Below are 22,799 nucleotides of genomic sequence, written 5' to 3' on the forward strand. Positions count from 1 at the left end.
TGCGTGCTTTACTGGGTGTCGCTACCCCTCGGTAAGCGTATCAAACCGAGTAATACATGTCGAATTCGACCGGGTGCGGCGTCGTTTCGAAACGCATCACTTCGGCCATCTTGAGTTCGATGAAGCTATCGATCTGGTCGTCTTCGAACACGCCGCCAGCCTTGAGGAATTCGCGGTCCTTGTCGAGCGACTGGAGGGCTTCCCGCAAGGAGCCGCAAACAGTTGGGATCTGTTTCAGCTCCTTGGCCGGCAGATCGTAAAGATCCTTGTCCATGGCCTGGCCCGGATGAATTTTGTTCTTGATGCCATCGAGACCTGCCATCAGCAGCGCTGCGAAGCACAGATACGGATTGGCTGCCGGATCGGGGAAGCGGACTTCAAGGCGCTTCGATTTCGGCGATGAACCAAATGGAATGCGGCAGGAGGCTGAGCGATTACGCGCTGAATAGGCCAGCAGAACCGGGGCTTCGTAACCCGGAACCAGGCGCTTGTAGGAGTTGGTCGACGGATTGGTGAATGCGTTGACCGCCTTGGCGTGCTTGATGACGCCGCCGATGAAAAAGAGGCAGTTTTCCGACAGGCCTGCATATTCATTGCCTGCGAAAGTCGGCTTGCCATCTTTCCAGATCGAGAAGTGAACGTGCATGCCCGAACCATTGTCGCCAAAAACTGGCTTGGGCATGAAGGTTGCGGTCTTGCCATAGGCATTGGCGACCTGATGCACGACATATTTGAATATCTGCATCTTGTCTGCATTGCGTACGAGTGTGTCGAACTTGACGCCAAGCTCGTGCTGGGCAGCCGCTACCTCGTGATGATGCTTTTCGACCACAACGCCCATTTCGCTGAGAACGGTGAGCATTTCCGAGCGCATGTCCTGTGCGCTGTCGATAGGAGGAACAGGAAAGTAGCCGCCCTTGACGCGCGGACGATGGCCCAGATTGCCTGTTTCATAGTCGGTGTCGTCGTTCGACGGCAGTTCCGACGAGTCGAGCTTGAAACCTGTATTAAATGGATCGACCTTGTATTTCACATCGTCGAAGACAAAAAATTCAGCTTCCGGGCCGACATAGACCGTATCGCCAATACCCAGCGATTTGAGATAGGCTTCGGCCTTTTTTGCAGTCGTGCGCGGATCTCGGCTATAGGCTTCGCCTGAAACCGGGTCGAGAATATCGCAAAGCACGACCAGCGTGGATTGCGCGAAGAACGGATCGATATGGGCTGTTTCCGGATCTGGCATGAGCACCATGTCGGATTCGTTGATGGCTTTCCAACCGGCAATCGAGGAACCGTCGAACATCACGCCGTCTACGAACATGTCTTCGTCCACAAGGCCCACATCCATCGTGACATGTTGCAGTTTACCCTTCGGATCGGTGAAACGAAGGTCGACAAACTTGATGTCGTTGTCTTTGATCAGTTTTAGAATATCGTTGGCAGTCGTCATTTTGGTTTCCTGTTTGCGCGACGATGGTCGGTAGGCTGTGATTTATCAGATGGCATCCACGCCAGTTTCGCCGGTGCGGATACGAATGACTTCTTCTATATGCGAGACAAAAATCTTGCCGTCGCCAATACGGCCCGTCTGTGCGGCCTTGCGGATGGCTTCGATAGCACCTTCGGCGGCTTCGTCGGCAACGACGACTTCGACTTTCACCTTGGGAAGAAAGTCGACGACATATTCGGCGCCGCGGTAAAGTTCGGTATGGCCTTTCTGGCGACCAAAACCCTTGGCTTCGATCACGGTAATGCCCTGCAAGCCAACCTCCTGAAGGGCTTCTTTTACTTCATCGAGCTTGAAAGGCTTAATGATGGCTTCGATTTTTTTCATCGCAGAATGGTCTCCGCTCTTGTTCGCAAATGAGCATGATGCTCGTTTCAACGGTATAGAAGCATGAACTGTGCCAGATTCAGGAAAGCCGATAAAAAAATTCGTTTCATTTTCTTCGGAAGGATTTTAACGTCTGGTGTGGTTGTGCTCGATCGCCGCGCGCTTCAGAATGCCATTATTTCGCTCATATATACAAGACATGTGCTGTCGAAGCTTGTCCATGAGGTTTCCAACTCGTTAGTGCTGCTTAAAAAAGCATCATAATGCAGTAAAAATGAGCGGGCTTGCATAAAGTTTCCCGCCGCGCCATGAATCTCTTCCATAGTCGAGGGAAGGCAGCCATGTTTAAGTTACTGACACCCGAAGAAATGGCGCGAGCGGACCGCCTGACGATTGAAGCAGGCACAAAGGACGGCTTTACGCTGATGCTTGCTGCCGGCCATGCGGTTGCCGATGTGGCCCAGGGCATGTTTTCTGGCAAGGGAGCTATTGCTGTGTTTTGCGGTCCGGGAAACAATGGCGGCGATGGCTATGTCGCAGCGCAATTCCTCCGTGAGGCGGGTCGGGATGTCGTCTGTTTCAGTGCTGGCCAACCGCGCCCCGGAACTGATGCGATGCGGGCTTCGATTTTCTATAAGGGAGAGGTTCGCAGCCTCGACGAGTTCGCATTGACAGATTTCGCAGGCGTGATTGATGCCCTTTACGGTGCCGGTCTGAGCCGCCCGGTGGGCGGGGTAGAAGCGAACGCGATCAACACACTCAATGCCTCCGGCCTGCCGGTCATTGCGGTGGATTTGCCGAGCGGTGTTTCTGGTGAAAGCGGCGCAGTGGTGGGCGTGGCAGTTATGGCGCGTGCGACTGTAACATTTTTCCGCAAGAAACCGGGACATCTGTTACAGCCGGGTCGCAGCTATTGCGGTGTTCTTCATCTTGCCGATATCGGCATCGCCGACGAGGTACTCAATCAAATTCGCCCCGACACATTTGAGAACATGCCGCAATTGTGGCTCAAAAAGCTGCCCGCTCTGGATGTGAATGCGCATAAATATAGCCGTGGACACGCCGTCGTCTTTTCAGGATCTGCCCATTCCACCGGCGCGGCACGGCTGGCTGCAATGGCTGCGGCGCGTAGCGGAGCAGGGGCTGTTACATTGCTCTCACCTCCCGATGCGCTCGCCGTGAATGCATATCACCTGACCAGCATCATGCTGCGGGAAACGCGCAGTCCGAACGATGCGGAAGGCTTTGTCGAAAATCGAAAAGTAGCGAGCGCCTTGCTCGGTCCCGGTTATGGAAGTCCCTCAATTGCACGCGGTAATATATTGGCGCTTCTGGCGGCGCAGAATGGCCTGAAAGGCTTTGTGCTTGATGCCGATGGCATTACCGCTTTTGAAAACCGGCCCGAGGAACTTTTCGGTGCGAAGCGTAATGGGGCGACCCTTGTGCTCACACCCCATGAAGGCGAATTTGCGCGCCTTTTCCCCGATATTGCTGAAAGCGGCAGCATGTCAAAGACGACCAAAGCGCGTGAGGCTGCCAGTCGCGCCAACGCCATTATCGTCTTTAAGGGGCCGGATACGGTTATTGCCGCGCCCGAGGGTCATGCCGCGATCAATGCGAATGGCACGCCAGCTTTGGCGACGGCAGGCTCCGGCGACGTTCTGGCAGGCATGATTTGCGGGCTTCTTGCGCAGGGAATGCCGGCATTTGAAGCAGCGAGCGCATCGGTCTGGATACATGCGGATGCGGCGCGCCGTTTCGGTCGCGGCCTGATCGCGGAAGACCTGCCCGAACTGATCCCGGCTGTCTGGGCTTCATTGGCGCGCGCGGAATAAAGTTTTTCTCAGACCCGGTCGGTAGCCGCTTCCATCAGTTCCTCGACCATTTCGAGCGTAAACTCATCATAATGAGAAATGACGCGGCTCGGTTCATAATGGTGGACCGGCAAATCCGTATAGCCGAAGTCCACGGCGACGACCGGGATGCCTGCGGCTTTTGCCGTATCGATGTCCGTGCGGCTGTCTCCGACCATGACGGCGCGATGAGGGTTTCCGCCTGCTTGCATGATAGTGTCAGTCAGATGGCGCGGATCGGGTTTGCGGTAGGCGAATGTGTCGGCCCCGCAAATCGCCGCAAAGCGGTGCGCTTCTCCCATGGCTTTGAGAAGCCGCAGGGAAAGGGCCTCGAATTTGTTGGTGCACACTGCCAACTCATATCCATTCGTCGCAAGACGGTCGAGGGTATCGATGAGGCCGGGAAAGAACACCGATTGCCCCGGTATATGCGCTGCATAATGGTCGCGAAACTCCTCGACGAGATGATCCAGCATCACATCATCAATTTGTTTTTGCTGCGCTGCGAAAGCGCGTTCGATCATGGTCCGCCCACCCTGTCCCACGAAACGGCGCAGCGACACAGGATCGGCGCTCTGCAAGCCGGAAATATTGAGGCAATGATTGAGGCTGTCGAGAAGGTCCGGCGCAGTGTCGACCAGTGTTCCGTCCAGATCGAAAACAATGATGGGCTTGGCATTGGCGGGGAACATTCGGGCTTCCTTCAGCATGAACAGAGTCAGGCATTGCTAGCTCATCCCGGACTAAGGCTCAAGTTGAACCTTGGTCAGCGGAACAAGCCTAAAATTTACTCTAATAACTGGATTAGAAGCTTTGTTGCATTGCTGGCGCGTGCTAGAGGCGTTTCGGAGGATAAGAATCCGCGGGGAGAACAGGAATTCGCGCATGGATGAAGCACGCAAGCTAAAGATCGCTGCCGCCGCAGAGGCGCTTACCTATGTCAGGCAGGGGATGCGCCTTGGAATCGGCACAGGCTCGACTGCGGAAGAATTCGTGCGTCTGCTTGCAGAGAAAGCGAATGAAGGCTTCAGGATCATAGGGGTGCCGACTTCCGAGCGCACGGCGAAGCTTTGCAGCGAACTTGGTGTTCCGCTCACTACATTGGAAGAAACGCCGCACCTCGATCTGACCGTGGATGGCGCGGATGAGGTGAATGGGGACCTTTCGCTCATAAAGGGTGGAGGCGGGGCGCTGCTGCGCGAAAAGATTGTGGCTGCGGCTTCCGATTCCATGATCGTGATTGCGGATGAATCAAAGGTTGTGGAAACGCTGGGTCGTTTTCCCTTGCCTATCGAGGTCAATCGCTTCGGTCTGGGCGCCACGATGCGCGCCATCGAACTGGCTGTTTCGCAATGCGGCCTTGCAGGCGGGTTGATCCTGCGGTTAAAAGATGGAGCGCCTTTCGTTACCGATGGCGGACATTATATCGTGGATGCATCTTTTGGCCGCATTCCCGATCCAAAGATTCTGTCAACCGCTCTCTTCGCCATACCGGGTGTTGTGGAGCATGGACTTTTTATCGGACTGACGCAGGCAGCGGTTATCGCTGGTACCGACGGAATCCGAACCATGAACCGGCCTTGAACCGCCGCTATGAATTATTTGAACGGAGTACTGACCATATGACCTCGGCAACTGGCTTTCGCCGTCTGATTGCACCGTTTTCCGCTCTCGTCCTGATGGCAGGCGTTCATGCGGCTTCTGCGCAGGAAATTTCCGAATCCCACCTGGATGCCGCACGTTCGGCTATCGCTGCGATTCAGGCAACTGATCAATTCGACGAAATCTTGCCCAGCGCGGCCCGTGCACTCAAGGCCGAACTGATCCAGAAGGATCCCAATCTTGAGGCTCTCATCACCAAGACGGTGGATGACAAGGCTCTGGCGCTCGCGTCACGCCGAGCGGATCTCGAAACGGAATCCGCCCGCGCTTATGCCAATGCATTCAGCGAAGACGAATTGAAGGCCATTGCGGCCTTTTACACCTCTGATGCAGGCAAAAAACTCCTGACCGAAGGTCCGATCGTCACGCGCGAAGTGCTTAAAGCCGCCAATATCTGGCAGAATGGCGTGGCCCGCGATCTCGCACAAAGCGTTGGCGAAGTGCTGGCGGCCCAAGCTGGCGCTACTGCTGCCCCCGAGCAGCCAGCCCAGCAGTGAGTTTCGTCGGTAACGTGAATTTTAAAAAGCCCGGCGCTTGGCCGGGCTTTTTCTTTTGCTACATATAGTAAGCTGTTTAGCTTTAATGGAGAATCCCATGGCCGGTTTTGACTATGATCTTTTTGTTATCGGGGGCGGGTCCGGCGGTGTACGGGCCGGGCGTCTGGCCGGAGCAATGGGCAAGAAGGTCGCGCTGGCCGAAGAATACCGCATGGGGGGCACCTGCGTCATCCGCGGCTGCGTTCCCAAAAAGCTTTTTGTTTATGCCTCGCAATTCCCCGAGCATTTCGAAGATTCAGTCGGCTACGGCTGGGCTGTCGGTGAGAGTAGTTTCGATTGGACAAAGCTGATTGAAGCGAAAGACAAGGAAATTTCCCGCCTCGAAGGGCTTTACCGCAAGGGATTGGAAAATTCGAATGTCGAGATTTTCGCGAGCCGCGCCACGCTCGTCGACCCGCATACCATCGAATTGAAGGCCGACGGACGCCGGGTGACAGCCGAAAAAATCCTGATTGCGACCGGCGGACGACCAGCCATGGGCGATAGCCTGCCCGGTATCGAACATTGTATCAATTCCAACGATGCCTTTCATCTGGAAGAACTGCCGAAATCGATCGCGATTACCGGCGGTGGCTATATCGCCGTAGAATTCGCCAATATTTTCCATGGCCTCGGCGTTGAAACCACTATCGTCTATCGGGGTAAGGAAATCCTTTCGCGTTTCGATCACGACCTGAGACGCCTTCTCCATGAAACCATGGAAGCAAAAGGCATTCGCGTCATCTGCGGTGCTATTTTCAAGCAAGTAGAAAAGCAGTCCGATGGTGAGCTCAAGATCATGCTCTCCAATGGCGATACGCTGGAAGTCGATCAGGCCATGATGGCTATCGGACGCCAGCCGAACACAGCCGATCTGGGATTGGAGCAGGCCGGTGTTGATACCGACGAGGCCACGGGTGCGATTAAGGTGGACGATTATTCACGTACAACCGTGCCAAATATCTGGGCAGTCGGTGACGTGACCAATCGCGTGCAACTTACGCCGGTCGCCATCCATGAAGCGATGTGTTTTCTGGAAACCGCCTTCAAGGACAACCCGATCAGACCGGATCATGAGCTTATCGCGACCGCCGTCTTCTCGCAGCCGGAAATTGGCACAGTGGGCCTGCCTGAAGACGAAGCTGCGAAAAAATATTCCGAACTGGAAATATACCGCGCTCTGTTCCGTCCGATGAAAAATACACTGTCCGGCCGCAACGAGAAAATGCTCATGAAGCTCGTAGTGGATGGCAAAAGCCGCAAGGTGGTCGGTGTCCATATTATGGGACCGGATGCGGGCGAAATGGCGCAGATCGTTGGCATCGCACTTAAAGCAGGTGCGACCAAGGATGACTTTGACCGCACCATGGCCGTGCATCCGACCGCAGCCGAAGAGCTCGTTACCATGTACCAGCCGACCTACCGAGTTATCGATGGAGTGCGGGTAGAGGATTAGATGATCGGGCTACGCCGAAGGGTTGCGGCGCTCTGTCAAGGAATATTGCTGGTATAAAGTGCGCGTCTGCATTATATCAACGCGGCCACGTATGCCGGTCTTCCGGGGCAGGCGGTCAATTGCCTGTCCGAAATGGAATCAGGCTTTCGTGTAAGGAGGAAATTAGTCCGAAGAGAAATCGTGCGGATAATCAAGCAGGTGTGAAATGACGAAGAATTGGACCCCTAATTCCTGGAGAAGCAAGCCGATCAAGCAAGTGCCATTCTATCCGGATGCACAGGCTCTGAACGATGTTGAGGCTCGTCTTCGCACCTATCCGCCACTTGTTTTTGCAGGCGAAGCACGCAAGCTGAAAGAGCAACTGGCGGCGGTGGCTGAGGGCAAGGCATTTCTGCTTCAGGGTGGAGACTGTGCGGAGAGTTTTGCGGAGCATGGCGCGGATAATATCCGCGACTTTTTCCGCGTCTTCTTGCAGATGGCCGTTGTACTGACCTTTGGCGCTTCCAAGCCTGTTGTTAAAGTGGGCCGTATCGCCGGTCAGTTCGCCAAGCCGCGTTCGTCCGATATGGAAACGCAGAGCGGCGTCGAACTGCCGTCCTATCGCGGCGACATCATCAACGGGATCGAATTTGACAGTTCGTCCCGCATTCCGGACCCGAACCGTCAGGATATGGCTTATCGGCAGTCGGCGGCAACCCTCAATCTGCTGCGTGCTTTCGCGCAAGGCGGTTACGCCAATCTCGAAAATGTGCACCAGTGGATGCTCGGTTTCGTCGGTGAGAGCCCACAGGCAGAACGTTATGCGGCTCTTGCTCAGCGCATTTCCGAAACGATGAATTTCATGCGTGCCATCGGCATCACTGCCGACAGCAATCATGCTTTGCGCGAGACCGACTTCTACACCAGCCATGAAGCATTGCTGCTTGGCTATGAGGAAGCACTGACCCGCGTCGATTCCACTTCGGGTGACTGGTATGGCACCTCCGGTCACATGATCTGGATTGGTGATCGCACCCGTCAGGCCGACCACGCGCATATCGAATACTGCCGCGGCATCAAAAACCCGCTCGGTCTTAAATGCGGCCCGTCGCTCCAGCCGGATGATCTCATTCATCTGATCGACCTTCTCAATCCGGAAAACGAAGCGGGGCGTCTGACGCTCATCGCACGTTTCGGATATGACAAGGTTGGCGACCACCTGCCGCAATTAATCCGCGCTGTGGAACGCGAAGGCCGCAAGGTCGTATGGTCCTGCGATCCGATGCACGGTAATACGATCACTGCTGGCGGCTACAAGACGCGTCCGTTCGACTATATTCTAAAGGAAGTGGAATCTTTCTTCGCGATCCACCGCGCCGAAGGCACGCATCCCGGCGGCATCCATATCGAAATGACCGGCAAGAACGTCACCGAATGCACCGGCGGCGCGCGCGCCATTTTGGCCGAAGATCTGCATGATCGCTATCATACCCATTGCGATCCGCGTCTGAATGCTGATCAGGCGCTTGAACTTGCTTTCCTTCTGGCGGAACTGCTCAAGAAGGAGCGTGATGCCGGTACTGAAAGACAGGCGGCAACCGCCTGATTTGATAGCACGGACGTATAAACAGCTTTCAGGGCGGAGGTTTCGAACTCCGCCCTGTTGCTTTTCGCAGAAACTCTTTTATTCATCGTCAGCGCAACTCGTGCTTGAGGCTATCCATGCAGCGAATCTTTCTGGCGCTTCTTAATTCCATGCGTGCGCTCAAGCACCTTGCGCAGCACGAAAAGGCTGTTCAGCAGGAACTGGCACTGTTTTTGATCTCATTGCCGGTGGCATTTTTTCTCGCACCCAGCTGGCTCGCATTCCTGCTGATGACGGGATCGATCCTGTTTCTCATTCTTGTCGAAGTGCTCAATACAGGCATTGAAGCCGCATGCGATGCGGTTTCGCGGGATTTTCATAAGGAGATACAGATTGCCAAGGATTGCGGCTCGCTGGCGGTTCTCATTTCCACTATTATTGTTGCGACTGTATGGGGGTATATTTTGATTTCAGCATATTTTTCTGGATTTTGATATGGTTGGAGCCTCTTCTATTCCTATTTGACAAGGCCGTAATTGCATCGATGCCTGCGCCACGTTAAAGCTTGCGCATGACCACCACTCGCGAGAATCCCGATATGCTTCGTATTGCCGTGGCGCAGCTTAATCCTGTTATGGGCGACATCGCCGGAAACCTTGCTAAAGCGCGTGCAGCCCGCGCCGAAGCTGCGAAGATGAAGGCCGATCTCGTTCTGTTTTCGGAACTTTTTATTGCCGGCTATCCGCCCGAGGATCTGGTTTTGAAAGCGGCCTTTGTCGCGGCTTGCGAGAAGGCGGTCAACCAGTTGGCGGAGGATACCGCCGATGGCGGTCCCGGTGTCATCATAGGCACGCCGATGCGCCGCCAGAGCGGTTTGCATAATGCGGTTGCGGTGCTCGATGGCGGCAAAATCATAGCCGAACGGTTCAAGGTGGATCTGCCAAATTATGGTGAGTTCGATGAGAAGCGGGTTTTCCAGCCCGGCCCGATGCCGGGCCCGGTCAACTTCCGGGATGTGCGTATCGGTATTCCGGTCTGCGAGGATATTTGGGGCGATCTCGATGTTGCGGAGACCCTTGCCGAGAGCGGAGCGGAATTTCTTTTGGTGCCCAACGGCTCGCCCTATCACCGCGCCAAGATAGATCGCCGCTATCAGGTGGTTCTCAAACAGGTGATCCAGACAGGGCTTCCGATTCTCTATGCCAATCAGGTGGGCGGTCAGGACGAGCTGATTTTCGATGGCGGCTCATTTGCGTTCAATGCGGACAAATCCCTGAGCTTCCAGATGCCGCAATTCGCCGAACATGTGGCTCTTACGGTATGGGAGCGAGATGGCGAAGGCTGGCGCTGCACAGGCGAGAAAGCCCGCCTGCCCGAAGAAATGGAGGCCGATTATACCGCCTGTATGCTGGGCCTGCGCGATTATGTGAACAAGAACGGCTTCAACGATGTCGTGCTCGGTTTGTCGGGCGGTATAGATTCGGCCATTTGCGCGGCTCTGGGTGTCGATGCGCTCGGCAAGGATCGCGTGCGCTGCGTGATGCTGCCATATCGCTACACTTCCGGCGAATCGCTCAAGGATGCTGCCGATTGTGCCAAGGCGCTTGGGGTGCGTTATGATATCGTGCCGATAGAACCGCCTGTCGAAGGTTTTTTATCTGCGCTGGAGCCGTTGTTTGAAGGCACCAATAGCGGCGTTACGGAAGAGAACCTCCAGAGTCGAACCCGTGGCACAATTTTGATGGCGATCTCCAACAAGTTCGGCTCCATGGTCGTTACCACCGGCAACAAGTCGGAAATGTCGGTGGGCTATGCCACGCTTTATGGTGATATGAACGGGGGATTCAACCCGATCAAGGATGTTTACAAGATGCATGTCTACGCCTTGTCCGAATGGAGAAACACTCATGTTCCGGAAGGCGCGTTCGGTCCGGCAGGCGAGGTGATCCCGCATAATATCATCTCGAAAGTGCCATCCGCCGAGCTGCGCGAGAACCAGACCGATCAGGACTCCTTGCCTCCCTATCCGGTGCTCGACGATATTCTTGAATGTCTGGTCGAAAACGAAATGAGCAATGCGGAAATCATTGCTCGCGGCCATTCACCTGAAACCGTGCAACGTATCGAGCATCTGCTCAATCTTGCCGAATATAAGCGCCGCCAGTCCGCGCCCGGCGTCAAGATTACCAAGAAGAATTTCGGACGCGATCGTCGTTATCCGATAACGAACCGCTTCCGCGATCGCTGAAAGATTTTTTAATGACCATAACTGTCCGCTTCGCACCATCGCCAACCGGTTATATCCATATAGGCAACACGCGCACCGCGCTTTCAAACTGGCTTTATGCCCAAAAGAATGACGGCAAATTCATTCTGCGTTATGACGATACCGATGTCGAGCGCTCGAAAGAGGAGTATGCGCACGCTATCGCTGTCGATCTCGATTGGTTGGGAATCAAGCCTGATTGCGTTGAATACCAGTCGCAGCGCTTTCATATTTATGCAAAGGCCGTTGAAAGACTCAAGCAGGCTGGCTTGCTCTATGCCTGCTACGAAACCGCCGATGAGTTGGAACGTCGCCGCAAATTGCGTTTGGCCCGCCGCCTTCCGCCAATCTATGGCCGTGAAGCTCTCAAGCTGACGGATGCGGACAAGTCGGAGTTTGAAGCCAAAGGTCGCAAGCCGCATTGGCGTTTTCTTCTGCCCAATTTTGAAAACGATCCGTTTGTCACCAGCCGCACCGAGGTGCATTGGGATGATCTGATCCGTGGTCCGCAAACGGTCGATCTGGCCTCCATGTCTGATCCCGTTCTGGTGCGCGAAGATGGCACCTATCTCTATACACTGCCATCGGTAACTGACGATATCGATATGGGCGTGACCCATATCATCCGCGGTGACGATCATGTCACCAATACGGGCGCGCAAATTGCCATCTTCAGGGCACTGGGAGCCGAACCGCCGGTTTTCGGGCACCATAATCTTTTGACGACGGTTTCGGGTGAGGGGCTTTCCAAACGCTCCGGCGCATTATCCATCGGCTCATTGCGGGAAGCTGGCTATGAGCCGATGTCTGTCGCTTCGCTTGCAGTTTTGATCGGAACTTCCGAAGCAGTAGCTGCCGTTCCAAATATGGCCGCTTTGGTCGAACAGTTCGATCTTACCGGGATTTCCAAATCTGCGGCCAAGTTTGATCCGGCGGAACTGGACACTTTGAACCGCACCTTGCTGCATGAACTATCATTTGGAGAGGCGCAGGCCCGATTGGAAGCTCTGGATATATCCGGTGAGCAAGCCGAGCCGTTCTGGCTGGCCATCCGGGGTAATCTTGAGCGCTTTAACGACGCCGCCCATTGGTGGCAGATCATAAATGGCGAATTACCGGAAGCGCCGCTTCTCTCCGATGAAGACAAGGCCTTCGCGCACGATGCATTCAAGCTGCTTCCCGATGCGCCGTGGAACAGGCAAACATGGAAAGACTGGACCGAGCGGGTAAAGATGGAAACCGGACGTAAGGGCAAGAGCCTCTTCATGCCCTTACGCATCGCCCTTACTGGGCAGACTCATGGACCAGAACTGGCGGACCTTCTGGTGTTGATTGGTCCGGAAAGAACGAAGGGCCGACAACCCTGATGTCGGAATCTGTAGAATAGCCACGCTCAACTGGCGGTACTTTGACAGTAGGGGCGCGATTATGTGCAAGCGAGGGTGCGGGTGTTTCTGCCTCTATCGGTGCAATAATTAAGGCAGCGGGTGTAATTCGGGCTGATTCTGGCGCCGCATAAGCCGGAACGACTATGTCCTTGATCGGCTTGCCGGCGGCTACCTTTACTTTTGGCTTTATTGGCGTGAGTGTCCTGGTAGACTTTGTCGCTTGCACCTCCTGTTTTTTAGGTGTGGCTTTTCGTACTTTATGGACAGCTGGCCGCAGCCAACTTGCAGTACAAGCCTTTACGTGTTCTTGCGGATGCGGCTTGCCGGAAATGGCTGCATTCATTTCAGCCAATTGTTTTCCCATCGTCCTGATCTGGGTTTCCAGCCGGTCCGCACTTGCGGTCAATCGCCCGCACTGGCGTGATTCAACGGCAGGTAAGAAGAGGCTACCCCTACAGCCCTCTCTGGTTATCATGATGCGAACGCGCGACAATTTTCGCCTGCTTTGAACGAGTTTTGCTTTCGTGGAGGCAATATTGCTGCTCAGGCGCGCAATTTGTTGCGGCGTGCAATCGGGAGCGGGCCTCATGGTGGTACATCCGACGAGAAGGGCTGCAACGGTTAGCGTCGTTGCCAGAACATTGGTTTGTGAATCATCGCTTCGGACAGATGAAAAAATAAAGTGCTTTAATGAATATATATAAAAAAATATTTTTTGAGTAATCATCATAGAACAGCCTGTTTCGTTGTTCGTATGAAGCGATGATTAATTTTTATAGTTAAAAAAATACTAACGCCAAGTATTGTTTAATGTACCTGACGTTAGCATTAGAGTATTAAATATAACTACTTGGTTGCAGTCTAATTCAGGCTTTTGTCTTTGCTTCTCCATCTCGCTGAAGCGCTTCAACAACTGCAAGGGCTGTCATGTTTACGACGCCGCGCGATGTAACCGAAGGTGTCAGAATATGAGCGGGACGCGCCGCGCCCAGCAGAATGGGGCCGACATGCAGGGCATCGGTCACGGATTTTACGACGTTGAGGGTGATGTTTGCTGCATCAAGATTGGGGAAAACCAGAAGATTGGCTTCGCCTTTGAGGCGCGAGTTTGGGAACACCCGGTCACGCAATACCTGCGACAAAGCAGAATCGCCGTGCATTTCACCATCCGATTCCAGCTCCGGTGCTTTTTGGGCAAGTAGGGCCGCCGCCTGACGCATTTTTTCAGCGCTTGCCGATTCTTTCGAGCCAAAATTGGAATGCGAAACCAGAGCCGCCTTGGGTTCAATACCGAAACGGCTGATTTCCTTAGCCGCTAATATCGCCATTTCGGCAATTTCTTCAGCTTCTGGTTCGACACTGACATAGGTATCTGTGAGAAAGAGGGTTCCGCGTTGCGAGATAAGCAGGCTTAAAGCCGAATAGTCGCGGATGCCGGGAACCTTACCGATGATCTGGCGCACGACACGCAAATGACGCTCGAAGCGGCCTTCGAGACCGCAGATCATGGCGTCGGCTTCGTCGCGCATGACGGCAAGGGCAGCAATCGCAGTTGAATTGGTGCGTACGATGGTTCGAGCAGCTTCGGGCGTCACGCCCTGACGGCCAGTATAGGAAAGGTAGAGATCTACATAATCGCGATAGCGCGGATCATCCTCAGGGTTGATAAGCTCGAAATCCACGCCCTGGCGGATTTTGAGACCATAGCGCTTCAGCCGGGTTTCAACCACCTGCGGGCGGCCGACAAGGATTGGCGTGGCAATGCGTTCTTCAATCACCACCTGCGCGGCGCGTAGTACGCGCTCGTCCTCGCCATCGGCATAAATAACGCGCTTCGGCTTGCTTTGCGCGCGGGCGGCGGCAAAAACCGGCTTCATAATGAGACCCGAACGGAAGACGAAACGATTGAGCTTGTCGAGATAAGCTTCCATATCCTCGATGGGGCGGGTAGCCACACCACTTTCCATTGCGGCCTTGGCAACGGCAGGCGCGATGCGCAGGATCAGTCGCTGATCGAAAGGCGATGGAATGAGATAGTCGGGACCGAATGTCGGCGTCTCACCGGAATAGGCTCGCGCGGCCACATCGGAAGGCTCTTCGCGTGCAAGACCGGCAATGGCGCGAACCGCAGCCAACTTCATTTCTTCATTGATCGCTGTCGCCCCCACATCCAGTGCACCACGGAAAATATGGGGGAAGCACAGAACATTGTTGACCTGGTTCGGATAGTCCGAGCGTCCGGTACAGATCATTGCGTCGGAACGCGCTTCGCGCGCAACTTCCGGCATAATTTCGGGGTTGGGATTGGCCAGCGCCATGATAAGCGGCTTTTCGGCCATCTGCTTGAGCAGTTCGGTCTTGAGAACCCCGGCTGCCGACAGGCCGAGAAACACATCCGCACTACCGATAATATCGGCGAGAACACGCGCTTGCGTTTTCTGCGCATAAACCTGTTTCCAGCGATCCATCAGCGCTTCACGGCCTTCATAGACCACGCCTTCAATATCGCAAACCCAGATATTCTCGCGTTTTGCACCCAGATTGACAAGCAGATTGAGGCAGGCAAGGGCCGCAGCGCCCGCGCCCGATGTCACGATCTTGGCTTCGTCAATCTTCTTTCCGGCCAGTTCGAGCCCGTTTAGTATCGCTGCTGCAACGATGATCGCCGTTCCGTGCTGGTCGTCGTGGAAAACGGGAATGTTCATCTTTTTGCGCAATTGCTCTTCGACTTCAAAACATTCGGGCGCTTTGATGTCTTCAAGATTGATGCCGCCAAAAGTCGGTTCGAGCGCGGATACCACATCGACGATATGCCCGATCTCATGCGCTTCGATCTCGATATCGAAAACGTCGATATCGGCGAATTTTTTAAACAATACCGCCTTGCCTTCCATGACCGGCTTTGAGGCAAGGGCGCCGATATTGCCAAGGCCCAGAACCGCCGTGCCGTTGGAGATCACAGCGACGAGATTGCCTCGCGCCGTATATTCAGCGGCGGTGGCTGCATCCTCATGGATTGCGAGGCAGGGGGCAGCAACGCCCGGCGAATAGGCGAGGGCGAGATCACGCTGGTTGCCGAGCGGCTTGGTGGCCTGGATTTCCAGCTTGCCCGGCTTCGGATAGCGGTGGAAAAACAGCGCCGCTTCGTCAAAATCCGAGCGGGCGGAAGTGGAGGGGGTCTTCTTGGTCATATCGCATCGCTTTCCAATTCTTTCCGACTGCCTGGGAGCAAGGCGCGGAAGAAGTCTATCGGCCACACACATGCCATCAAGCTCCGGCTCCGATCAACCCGATTCTGGTTATCGTGCGGATATGTCCACCTGTTCCATCAGTTTTCGGGCCTTATCGGGCCGTCATATGGCTGTGACATAAATCGGGTTTTCTACGCTCAAATTCGGCTTGCCACTGAGAAAGACGGCCACATGAGCACCGACCCGATTGAAGCCAAGAAATTTCGCACTCTTTTTATTTCGGATGTGCATCTGGGATCAAAAGCAGCCCAGGCCGAATTGCTGTTGGATTTTCTGCGTTATCATGAAGCCGACACGATCTATCTGGTGGGCGATATCGTCGATGGCTGGCGGCTGCGGCGTAACTGGCATTGGCCGCAGGAACACAATGATGTGGTGCAGAAGCTTTTACGTAAAAGCCGCAAAGGTGCATCGATCATCTACATCGCCGGAAATCATGACGAATTTCTGCGTAATTTTCAGGGTACGCATTTCGGCGGCATCGAAGTGATGAATCGCGCCATCCACGAAACCGTGGACGGCCGCAAGTTTCTGATTATTCATGGCGACCAGTTTGATGTCGTCGTGCGCAATGCACGTTTCATCGCCTATCTTGGCGACTGGGCCTACGATACGGCGATCTGGGTAAATACGGCGATGAACCGTGTTCGTTCGTTGCTTGGCCTGCGCTACTGGTCCTTCTCTGCTTGGGCGAAATTTCGCGTCAAGAAAGCGGTTAATTTCATTGGCAAGTTTGAGGCCGTCGTTTCTGAGGAAGCGCAGCGCATTGGCGTGGACGGGGTCATTTGCGGCCACATTCATCACGCAACGATCGAAACCATGAATGGCGTCGAATATATCAATACCGGCGACTGGGTGGAAAGTTGTACGGCTATTGTCGAACATTTCGATGGCCGCATGGAGCTTCTTGAATGGACCAAGCGGCTCGACCGGAAACCTGCACTCCCCGCGGAACGCAAGAAAGATCAAGCAAATGGCAGGGTCATCCGACTGCCATATGCGTCTCGGAAGGCAGTGAACAACGGCAGATGAAGAAACTCGTCATCATCACCGATGCATGGCATCCGCAAGTCAACGGTGTGGTGCGCACATTGACAAAATGCTGCGAACTCATGACCGAGCGAGGCTATGAGGTGATCGTCGTCTCGCCGCAGGATTATCGCTCTGTACCTTGCCCGACCTATCCAGAAATACGGCTGGCATTGACGACGCCGAATGCCGTGAAGGATAGGCTCGTCGGATTGGAGCCCGACTATATCCATATTGCAACGGAAGGCCCGCTTGGTTTCATGGCCCGGCGCGCCTGCCAGAAAATGGGCTGGAGCTTCACCACCAGCTTCCATACGCGTTTCCCGGAATATTTACGCGACCGCTTTCCCATTCCGCTATCGTGGACCTACGCTTTCCTGCGGCGTTTCCACAATGCCGCATCCCATACTCTGGTGCCGACCCAATCTATTATGGACGATTTGCAGTCACGCGGCTTTACCGGGCTTGATCTGTGGACACGGGGCGTCGACCGCGCTCTTTTTCATCCGCACCCGGATATCGAGAAAAATCTGCCGGGGCCGGTCTTCATCTGCGTGGGGCGCGTGGCATTGGAAAAGAACCTGCCCGCCTTTCTCGAACTTGATCTGCCTGGCACAAAGCTGATCGTCGGAGATGGCCCGGCGCTGAACGATCTGAAGACCCGCTTTCCCGACGCTGTTTTTGCAGGGAAAAAAGAAGGTGTGGCGCTGGCAAAGCTTTATGCCTGTGCTGATGTCTTTGTTTTCCCTAGTCGAACGGATACATTCGGCCTGGTTCTGCTGGAGGCGATTTCGTCAGGAGTTCCGGTCGCAGCCTTTCCAGTTCCCGGAGCAAGCGATGTGGTCGGCGCGACGGGCGCAGGCGTCTTATCCGAAGACCTGCGCGCAGCCTGCATGGCAGCACTTGAAATGCCCGTTTTCGACCCGGCGCAAGTGCTGGAGCCTTTTACATGGAAAGCTTGCGCCGATATTTTTGAGAACGCTCTCGCCTGCACGAATGGAAGCAGCATCCTGTCGTCTCAGGCCGGGAATCAGCCCCAGAGCGCAGTTTCAGGCGGATAAACCAAGGCACCCTCATAGTGCAGACCCGGCTCCCGGTCCCGCGCGAGAAGAAGCGGGCCATCCAGATCAACCACATTCGCTTTCTGCGCAAGCAGAACGGCGGGCGCCATCCCTAAAGATGTACCCACCATGCAGCCAACCATGATCTGCAATCCAAGTTCGATGGCCTTATCGCGCATGACCAGCCCTTCAGTCAGCCCACCCGCCTTGTCGAGCTTGATATTGACTGCATCGTAGCGCCCTGCCAGCTCTTTCAGTCCCTCGGATGTATGCGCGCTTTCATCGGCGCAGATCGTGACTGGCCGGTCGATTACGTTCAGAATTTCATCGTTCCCGGCGGGAAGTGGCTGCTCGATCAGCACCACGCCTGCTTTCGCCGCCGCACGCATGTTTTCTTCTATATTATCTGGCGTCCATCCCTCATTGGCGTCGATGATGATGCGGCTGTCGGGAGCCGCTGCTGCAATGGCGCGAATGCGTTCTATGTCATTGTTACCGCCCATTTTGACCTTGATGAGCGGATAATGCGCTACTTTCGCGGTGGATTGTGCCATTTCAGCGGCTGTGCCCAGGGAGACGGTAATGGCCGTTTCCAGCGCACGAGCCTTGATGCCCAGCGTGTCGGCAACGCTTTTGTTAGTTATTTTCGCTTCCATATCCCAGAATGCACAGTCGACGGCGTTGCGCGCCGCTCCTGCTTGCATGAGGCTTTGTATGTCGAGCCGCGTGGCGCCACTTTCGATTGCCTCGCGCAACGCTTCGATCTGCTGCATTACGCTTTCAATGGATTCGCCATAGCGCGCATAGGGGACGCACTCCCCGCGCCCTGTGGTGTCCCCACGACCGATCTCGCACACAACAACTTCAGCTTCGGTCTTGGAGCCACGGGAGATTGTGAATTTCCCGGCAATAGGATAGCGTTCATGTATGATTTTCAAGCTATTGTGCATAGATATGCCTTCCAGGACGCAGTATTTCTGTCGCGCAACGACTCGTATATGGGATAGCCATGTTGACCGACGCTGCTGACAAAGCAAGTGCTGCCGCCGATCCCATGCCAAAGATTGATTTGGATGAGCGCGATGGTGCACGCCTGATAAATTTGAGCGGTCGCTGGGTTTCCCAGAGTGTCAATCTGGTCGATGCCAAGATGCGCGAGCTTGAAAAGCGTAATGGTACGCAGCTTACCATTATCAACGTTTCCGGAGTTTTCGGTCTCGATACGGCAGGCGCGTGGCTGATCGAGCGGCTGCGGCAGCGCTTGTCGATCCAGAACGTTGATGTGCATCTGGACGGTATCCGCGATGCTTGGCTTCCTTTGATGGAAGAAGTCGGCAAAGCCGTCGAGCGAACACTTGATGTTCCCAGAGTGAAGAAGCCATTTTTCATCCTCGCCATGCTGGAAGCGCTCGGTCGTGGCGTGGTATCGGTCTTTGACGATTTCAAAATGGCCATGCATATTCTGGGCGCGACCATTCGCGGTGCGCAGCTCAAGGCCGGGCGCGGCAGTGGTATTCCAATTCCCGCCATCATCAATCAGATGGATCGGATGGGCGTGGGCGCAATTCCCATTATTGTGCTCATGTCGACCATCGTGGGAGCTATCATTGCCCAGCAGGGCGCATTCCAGTTGCGTTATTTCGGCGCTGAAATCTTCGTAGTCGATCTGGTCGGCATCCTCGTGTTGCGCGAGCTTGGCGTTCTGCTGACCGCAATCATGATTGCAGGCCGCTCAGGTAGTGCTATCACCGCCGAAATAGGCTCCATGAAAATGCGCGAAGAAACCGACGCCCTGACGGTTATCGGCCTCAACCCGGTCGGAGTACTGGTCTTTCCCCGCCTCGTTGCGTTGGTTATCGTCCTGCCACTGCTGACGATTATCGCCGACATCGCGGCTCTGGTGGGGGCTGCCGGAGTCACATGGTTTTATTCGAATATTTCGCCCGAGGCATTCATCAGCCGCCTGCATGACGCGGTTGCGCTCAATACCTATTTTGCCGGCCTCATCAAGGCACCGTTCATGGCTATGATTATCGGTATCCTTGCATCGGTAGAGGGGATGAAGGTTGGTGGTAGCGCAGAATCACTGGGACGACGCGTTACTGCATCCGTGGTGAAGGCGATTTTTGTCGTAATTGTCGTAGATGGCATGTTTGCAATGTTCTACGCGGCGATTGATTTCTAGAAATGCTGCGATCCATTGATTCTTATGGGGTCTTTTTGACACACTCGAACACAAACGGGCATAATGGCTGTCTGGCGCGGTTTAGTCTGGCGACAAGCTCGGATAAAGAATGAGCATGGAGAACAGCATCGAAAACCAGTTGCAGCCGCCGCATGAAGATTGCCGCCAGAAGCTAGTGCCTATGATTTCGGTGCGCGACGTCACTGTGGCTTTTGGTGGTCGCGCGCCTGTGCTCGATAAACTGTCTCTCGATATCTATAAAGGCGAGGTGCTTGGCTTCATCGGGCCATCCGGTTCGGGTAAATCGGTTCTCATGCGTACCATTCTTGGTCTCAACAAGAAGCAGTCCGGCGAGATCGAGATTCTTGGACGCAATATCGACGATCTCAATGAACTGGAGAAAATGGCTATCGATATGCGTATGGGTGTACTGTTTCAGCACGGTGCGCTCTTCTCCGCGCTCAATGTGCTGGAAAATATTCAGGTTCCAATGCGCGAATATCTCGATCTGTCGCCCAGGCTGATGGATGAGCTGGCGCGGCTGAAAATCGATCTGGTCGGGCTAAAGCCGGATACGGCTGAGAAGTTTCCATCGGAATTGTCCGGAGGCATGATCAAGCGCGCAGCCCTTGCGCGGGCGCTGGCCCTGGACCCCGATATCGTTTTTCTTGACGAGCCGACCTCTGGCCTCGATCCGATCGGCGCGGCTGAATTTGATGAATTGATCGCTAATCTACGCGATACAATGGGTCTGACCGTCTATATGGTGACGCATGATCTCGACAGCCTGTTTGCGATTTGCGACCGTATTGCGGTGCTGGGAAACAAAAAAGTGCTTGTCAGCGGCTCTATTGAGGACATGCTGACGGTGGATGATCCGTGGGTAAAATCCTATTTTCGAGGCAAGAGAGCGCGCCAGATGGATACTTCGGCACCAAGCAGACGGCGGCCGGGCAGCCGCTTGCAAACGGGATAAGATATGGAAACTAAAGCCAATTACGTCCTGGTAGGCATCTTCACGCTGATAATCAGCCTGATGGCTTTTGGCTTCGTATACTGGATCGCCCGATACGGCGAGGCACGCGATTCCATGCCACTGGATGTGCGCATACCCGGTTCGGTTACAGGATTGAGTATCGGCAGTCAGGTGCTATTTAACGGTATCAAGGTGGGTGATGTCCGCCGGTTGCACCTTGACGAGACAAATCCCGAAATGGTGATCGTGCAGACGCGCGTCAACGCAACAACGCCGATAACCCGCTCGACTGCTGCAACCCTTGGTTTTCAGGGGCTGACGGGGCAAGCCTATATCGAACTTAAAGGTGGCCGGCTGGACGAGCCCAATCTGCTGACGGAAGCTGCGAAAGAAGATACGGTTCCCCGCATTGATGCTGATCCTTCCGCCGTCAACAATCTTCTGGCTACGGCTCAGGATATTTTCGCCCGTGCCAATAGCGTACTTGGTGAACTGGAAGGTTTTGCCAAGGAGGCTCGTGGGCCGTTGACGGAGACGATCAATAACACCAAAGTCTTTACTGACGCGCTGGCGAAAAATGCCAGCGTGATTGAAGAACTTGGCTCCAATACGGGCAATATCAACAAGATCATATCGGATGCGAAAGACATGATGGCGCGCCTTAATGCAGCATCCGTTCGGGTGGAGGGAATTATGGCGAAGGCCGACAGACTTCTTTCCAGCGAGGATAAAGACGGTATCGTCGCGCAGGCGAAAGCAACGCTTGAATCCATCCGTCAAACCTCGACCAATCTCGACAAGCGCCTCGCACCCATTGCCAGCAATCTAGAGCGCTTTTCTGGGCAGGGGCTGCGTGATGTGCAATCGGTGGTCGTTGACAGTCGTCGCTCGCTCCAGCGCATAGAGCAAGCAATTACTGACCTTGAACGCAATCCTCAGCGTCTCATTTTCGGGGGGCAGGGCAACGTACCTCGTTATGATGGAAGGACGCGTCATTGATTTTCAAAGCCGGTTCAACTGACATGAGAACGTGTCGCCCGCGCATCACAAAAACCGTAGCCTCCACCCTGATTGCTACGCTTTTTGCGGGCTGCGGCACAACCACGCCGCTCGATACATTCAACCTATCCGCGCCGCAGCTTGCTGTGAGCGCCCCCAATCGTAAGAATATCCAGTTGCTCGTGCCAACGCCCACGGCACTCAAGGCGCTCGATAGCGAGAATATCGTGGTAAGCTCGTCGCCGGGTTCTATCGAATATCTCAAAGGCGCCCAATGGGGCGACCGGTTGACCAATATTGTCCAGGCGCGCCTTGTGCAGACTTATGAAAACACCGGCTTATTCGGCGGCATCGGGCGCCCGGGCGACGGTTTGGCAATCAACTACCAGATATTGACCGATCTGCGGATGTTCGGCATTCAGACCTATAGTTCACCGCGAAGTGCGGTCGTTGAACTGGCCGTCAAGCTAATGAATGACAAGAATGGCGAAGTGCGTGCCACGCGCATATTCCGCACGGCAATTCCAGTCACCGGCACAAGCAACAACGCCTACGTCAAGGCACTGGACGCAGCCTTCGAACGCACTGCGACCGAAATAGTGAACTGGACGATATCGTCACTTTAATAAAGCGCGCCACGAGAAAACCTGTAGCTGTTTTCAGTAGACCTTGCGCACAAATCTTATTTGATTGAGACAAATAAAAACGCGGCCCGAGAGCCGCGTTTTTATTTATTATC

At 54.6% G+C, this 22,799-nt stretch carries 20 protein-coding genes; 14 read left to right on the forward strand and 6 right to left on the reverse strand.

Going from position 1 to position 22,799, the window contains the following annotated elements; genetic code table 11:
• Window positions 1-40: 40 nt before the first annotated feature.
• Window positions 41-1,450, reverse strand: coding sequence for a type I glutamate--ammonia ligase (gene glnA, locus KUG47_RS13285; RefSeq protein ID WP_217678464.1), 1,410 nt, complete (start codon window positions 1,448-1,450; stop codon window positions 41-43).
• 45 nt (window positions 1,451-1,495) lie between these two features.
• Window positions 1,496-1,834: a P-II family nitrogen regulator gene (locus KUG47_RS13290; RefSeq protein ID WP_217678465.1), complete on the reverse strand. Its 339-nt coding sequence runs from the start codon at window positions 1,832-1,834 to the stop codon at window positions 1,496-1,498.
• A gap of 341 nt (window positions 1,835-2,175) precedes the next feature.
• Between KUG47_RS13290 and KUG47_RS13295 the strand changes: the two genes are divergently transcribed.
• Window positions 2,176-3,669: an NAD(P)H-hydrate dehydratase gene (locus tag KUG47_RS13295; RefSeq protein WP_217678466.1), complete on the forward strand. Its 1,494-nt coding sequence runs from the start codon at window positions 2,176-2,178 to the stop codon at window positions 3,667-3,669.
• A gap of 8 nt (window positions 3,670-3,677) precedes the next feature.
• Here the strand turns inward: KUG47_RS13295 and KUG47_RS13300 are convergent, their stop codons facing one another.
• On the reverse strand, window positions 3,678-4,379 hold the full coding sequence (locus KUG47_RS13300; RefSeq protein WP_217678467.1) for an HAD family hydrolase: 702 nt from the start codon (window positions 4,377-4,379) through the stop codon (window positions 3,678-3,680).
• A 193-nt stretch (window positions 4,380-4,572) separates the two neighbouring features.
• Between KUG47_RS13300 and rpiA the strand changes: the two genes are divergently transcribed.
• From rpiA to gltX, 7 genes are all read left to right on the forward strand, one after another.
• The gene (gene rpiA, locus KUG47_RS13305) at window positions 4,573-5,271 is read left to right on the forward strand and encodes a ribose-5-phosphate isomerase RpiA (RefSeq protein WP_217678468.1); all 699 of its coding nucleotides are present in this window, start codon (window positions 4,573-4,575) and stop codon (window positions 5,269-5,271) included.
• Window positions 5,272-5,309: 38 nt separating this feature from the next.
• Window positions 5,310-5,846: a DUF2059 domain-containing protein gene (locus tag KUG47_RS13310; protein WP_217678469.1), complete on the forward strand. Its 537-nt coding sequence runs from the start codon at window positions 5,310-5,312 to the stop codon at window positions 5,844-5,846.
• Window positions 5,847-5,943: 97 nt separating this feature from the next.
• Window positions 5,944-7,341, forward strand: a complete 1,398-nt coding sequence (gor, locus tag KUG47_RS13315; RefSeq protein ID WP_217678470.1) for a glutathione-disulfide reductase — start codon at window positions 5,944-5,946, stop codon at window positions 7,339-7,341.
• Between the two features lie 205 nt (window positions 7,342-7,546).
• Window positions 7,547-8,926, forward strand: a complete 1,380-nt coding sequence (locus tag KUG47_RS13320; protein ID WP_217678471.1) for a class II 3-deoxy-7-phosphoheptulonate synthase — start codon at window positions 7,547-7,549, stop codon at window positions 8,924-8,926.
• 116 nt (window positions 8,927-9,042) lie between these two features.
• On the forward strand, window positions 9,043-9,399 hold the full coding sequence (locus tag KUG47_RS13325; RefSeq protein ID WP_217678472.1) for a diacylglycerol kinase: 357 nt from the start codon (window positions 9,043-9,045) through the stop codon (window positions 9,397-9,399).
• A 104-nt stretch (window positions 9,400-9,503) separates the two neighbouring features.
• On the forward strand, window positions 9,504-11,153 hold the full coding sequence (locus tag KUG47_RS13330; RefSeq protein WP_217678657.1) for an NAD+ synthase: 1,650 nt from the start codon (window positions 9,504-9,506) through the stop codon (window positions 11,151-11,153).
• 11 nt (window positions 11,154-11,164) lie between these two features.
• Window positions 11,165-12,538 (forward strand): glutamate--tRNA ligase, encoded by a 1,374-nt coding sequence (gltX, locus tag KUG47_RS13335; RefSeq protein ID WP_217678473.1) that lies wholly within the window; start codon window positions 11,165-11,167, stop codon window positions 12,536-12,538.
• Here gltX and KUG47_RS13340 read toward each other — a convergent pair.
• Both KUG47_RS13340 and KUG47_RS13345 read right to left on the reverse strand, forming a co-directional pair.
• Window positions 12,456-13,289: a hypothetical protein gene (locus KUG47_RS13340; RefSeq protein WP_217678474.1), complete on the reverse strand. Its 834-nt coding sequence runs from the start codon at window positions 13,287-13,289 to the stop codon at window positions 12,456-12,458. The genes gltX and KUG47_RS13340 overlap by 83 nt on opposite strands.
• A 136-nt stretch (window positions 13,290-13,425) precedes the next feature.
• Window positions 13,426-15,750, reverse strand: coding sequence for an NADP-dependent malic enzyme (locus KUG47_RS13345; protein ID WP_217678475.1), 2,325 nt, complete (start codon window positions 15,748-15,750; stop codon window positions 13,426-13,428).
• A gap of 231 nt (window positions 15,751-15,981) precedes the next feature.
• Between KUG47_RS13345 and KUG47_RS13350 the strand changes: the two genes are divergently transcribed.
• Window positions 15,982-16,842: a UDP-2,3-diacylglucosamine diphosphatase gene (locus KUG47_RS13350; RefSeq protein WP_217678476.1), complete on the forward strand. Its 861-nt coding sequence runs from the start codon at window positions 15,982-15,984 to the stop codon at window positions 16,840-16,842.
• Window positions 16,839-17,900, forward strand: coding sequence for a glycosyltransferase family 4 protein (locus KUG47_RS13355; RefSeq protein WP_217678477.1), 1,062 nt, complete (start codon window positions 16,839-16,841; stop codon window positions 17,898-17,900). Before KUG47_RS13350 ends, KUG47_RS13355 begins: the two co-directional genes overlap by 4 nt.
• Here KUG47_RS13355 and dgcA read toward each other — a convergent pair.
• On the reverse strand, window positions 17,870-18,850 hold the full coding sequence (gene dgcA, locus KUG47_RS13360) for an N-acetyl-D-Glu racemase DgcA (RefSeq protein ID WP_217678478.1): 981 nt from the start codon (window positions 18,848-18,850) through the stop codon (window positions 17,870-17,872). The genes KUG47_RS13355 and dgcA overlap by 31 nt on opposite strands.
• 59 nt (window positions 18,851-18,909) lie before the next feature.
• On the opposite strand from dgcA, the gene KUG47_RS13365 reads away from it, so the two are divergent.
• From KUG47_RS13365 to KUG47_RS13380, 4 genes are all read left to right on the forward strand, one after another.
• Window positions 18,910-20,085: an ABC transporter permease gene (locus KUG47_RS13365; RefSeq protein WP_217678479.1), complete on the forward strand. Its 1,176-nt coding sequence runs from the start codon at window positions 18,910-18,912 to the stop codon at window positions 20,083-20,085.
• Between the two features lie 109 nt (window positions 20,086-20,194).
• Window positions 20,195-21,061 carry an ABC transporter ATP-binding protein gene (locus KUG47_RS13370; RefSeq protein WP_217678480.1) on the forward strand — a complete coding sequence of 289 codons (867 nt, stop codon included), beginning with the start codon at window positions 20,195-20,197 and terminating at the stop codon, window positions 21,059-21,061.
• A gap of 3 nt (window positions 21,062-21,064) precedes the next feature.
• Window positions 21,065-22,060 carry an MlaD family protein gene (locus KUG47_RS13375; protein ID WP_217678481.1) on the forward strand — a complete coding sequence of 332 codons (996 nt, stop codon included), beginning with the start codon at window positions 21,065-21,067 and terminating at the stop codon, window positions 22,058-22,060.
• Window positions 22,061-22,083: 23 nt separating this feature from the next.
• Window positions 22,084-22,686: an ABC-type transport auxiliary lipoprotein family protein gene (locus KUG47_RS13380; protein ID WP_422718093.1), complete on the forward strand. Its 603-nt coding sequence runs from the start codon at window positions 22,084-22,086 to the stop codon at window positions 22,684-22,686.
• The last annotated feature ends 113 nt before the right edge of the window (window positions 22,687-22,799 follow it).

The organism is Falsochrobactrum tianjinense (assembly GCF_019100495.1).
GTDB classification, from domain to species: domain Bacteria; phylum Pseudomonadota; class Alphaproteobacteria; order Rhizobiales; family Rhizobiaceae; genus Brucella; species Brucella tianjinense.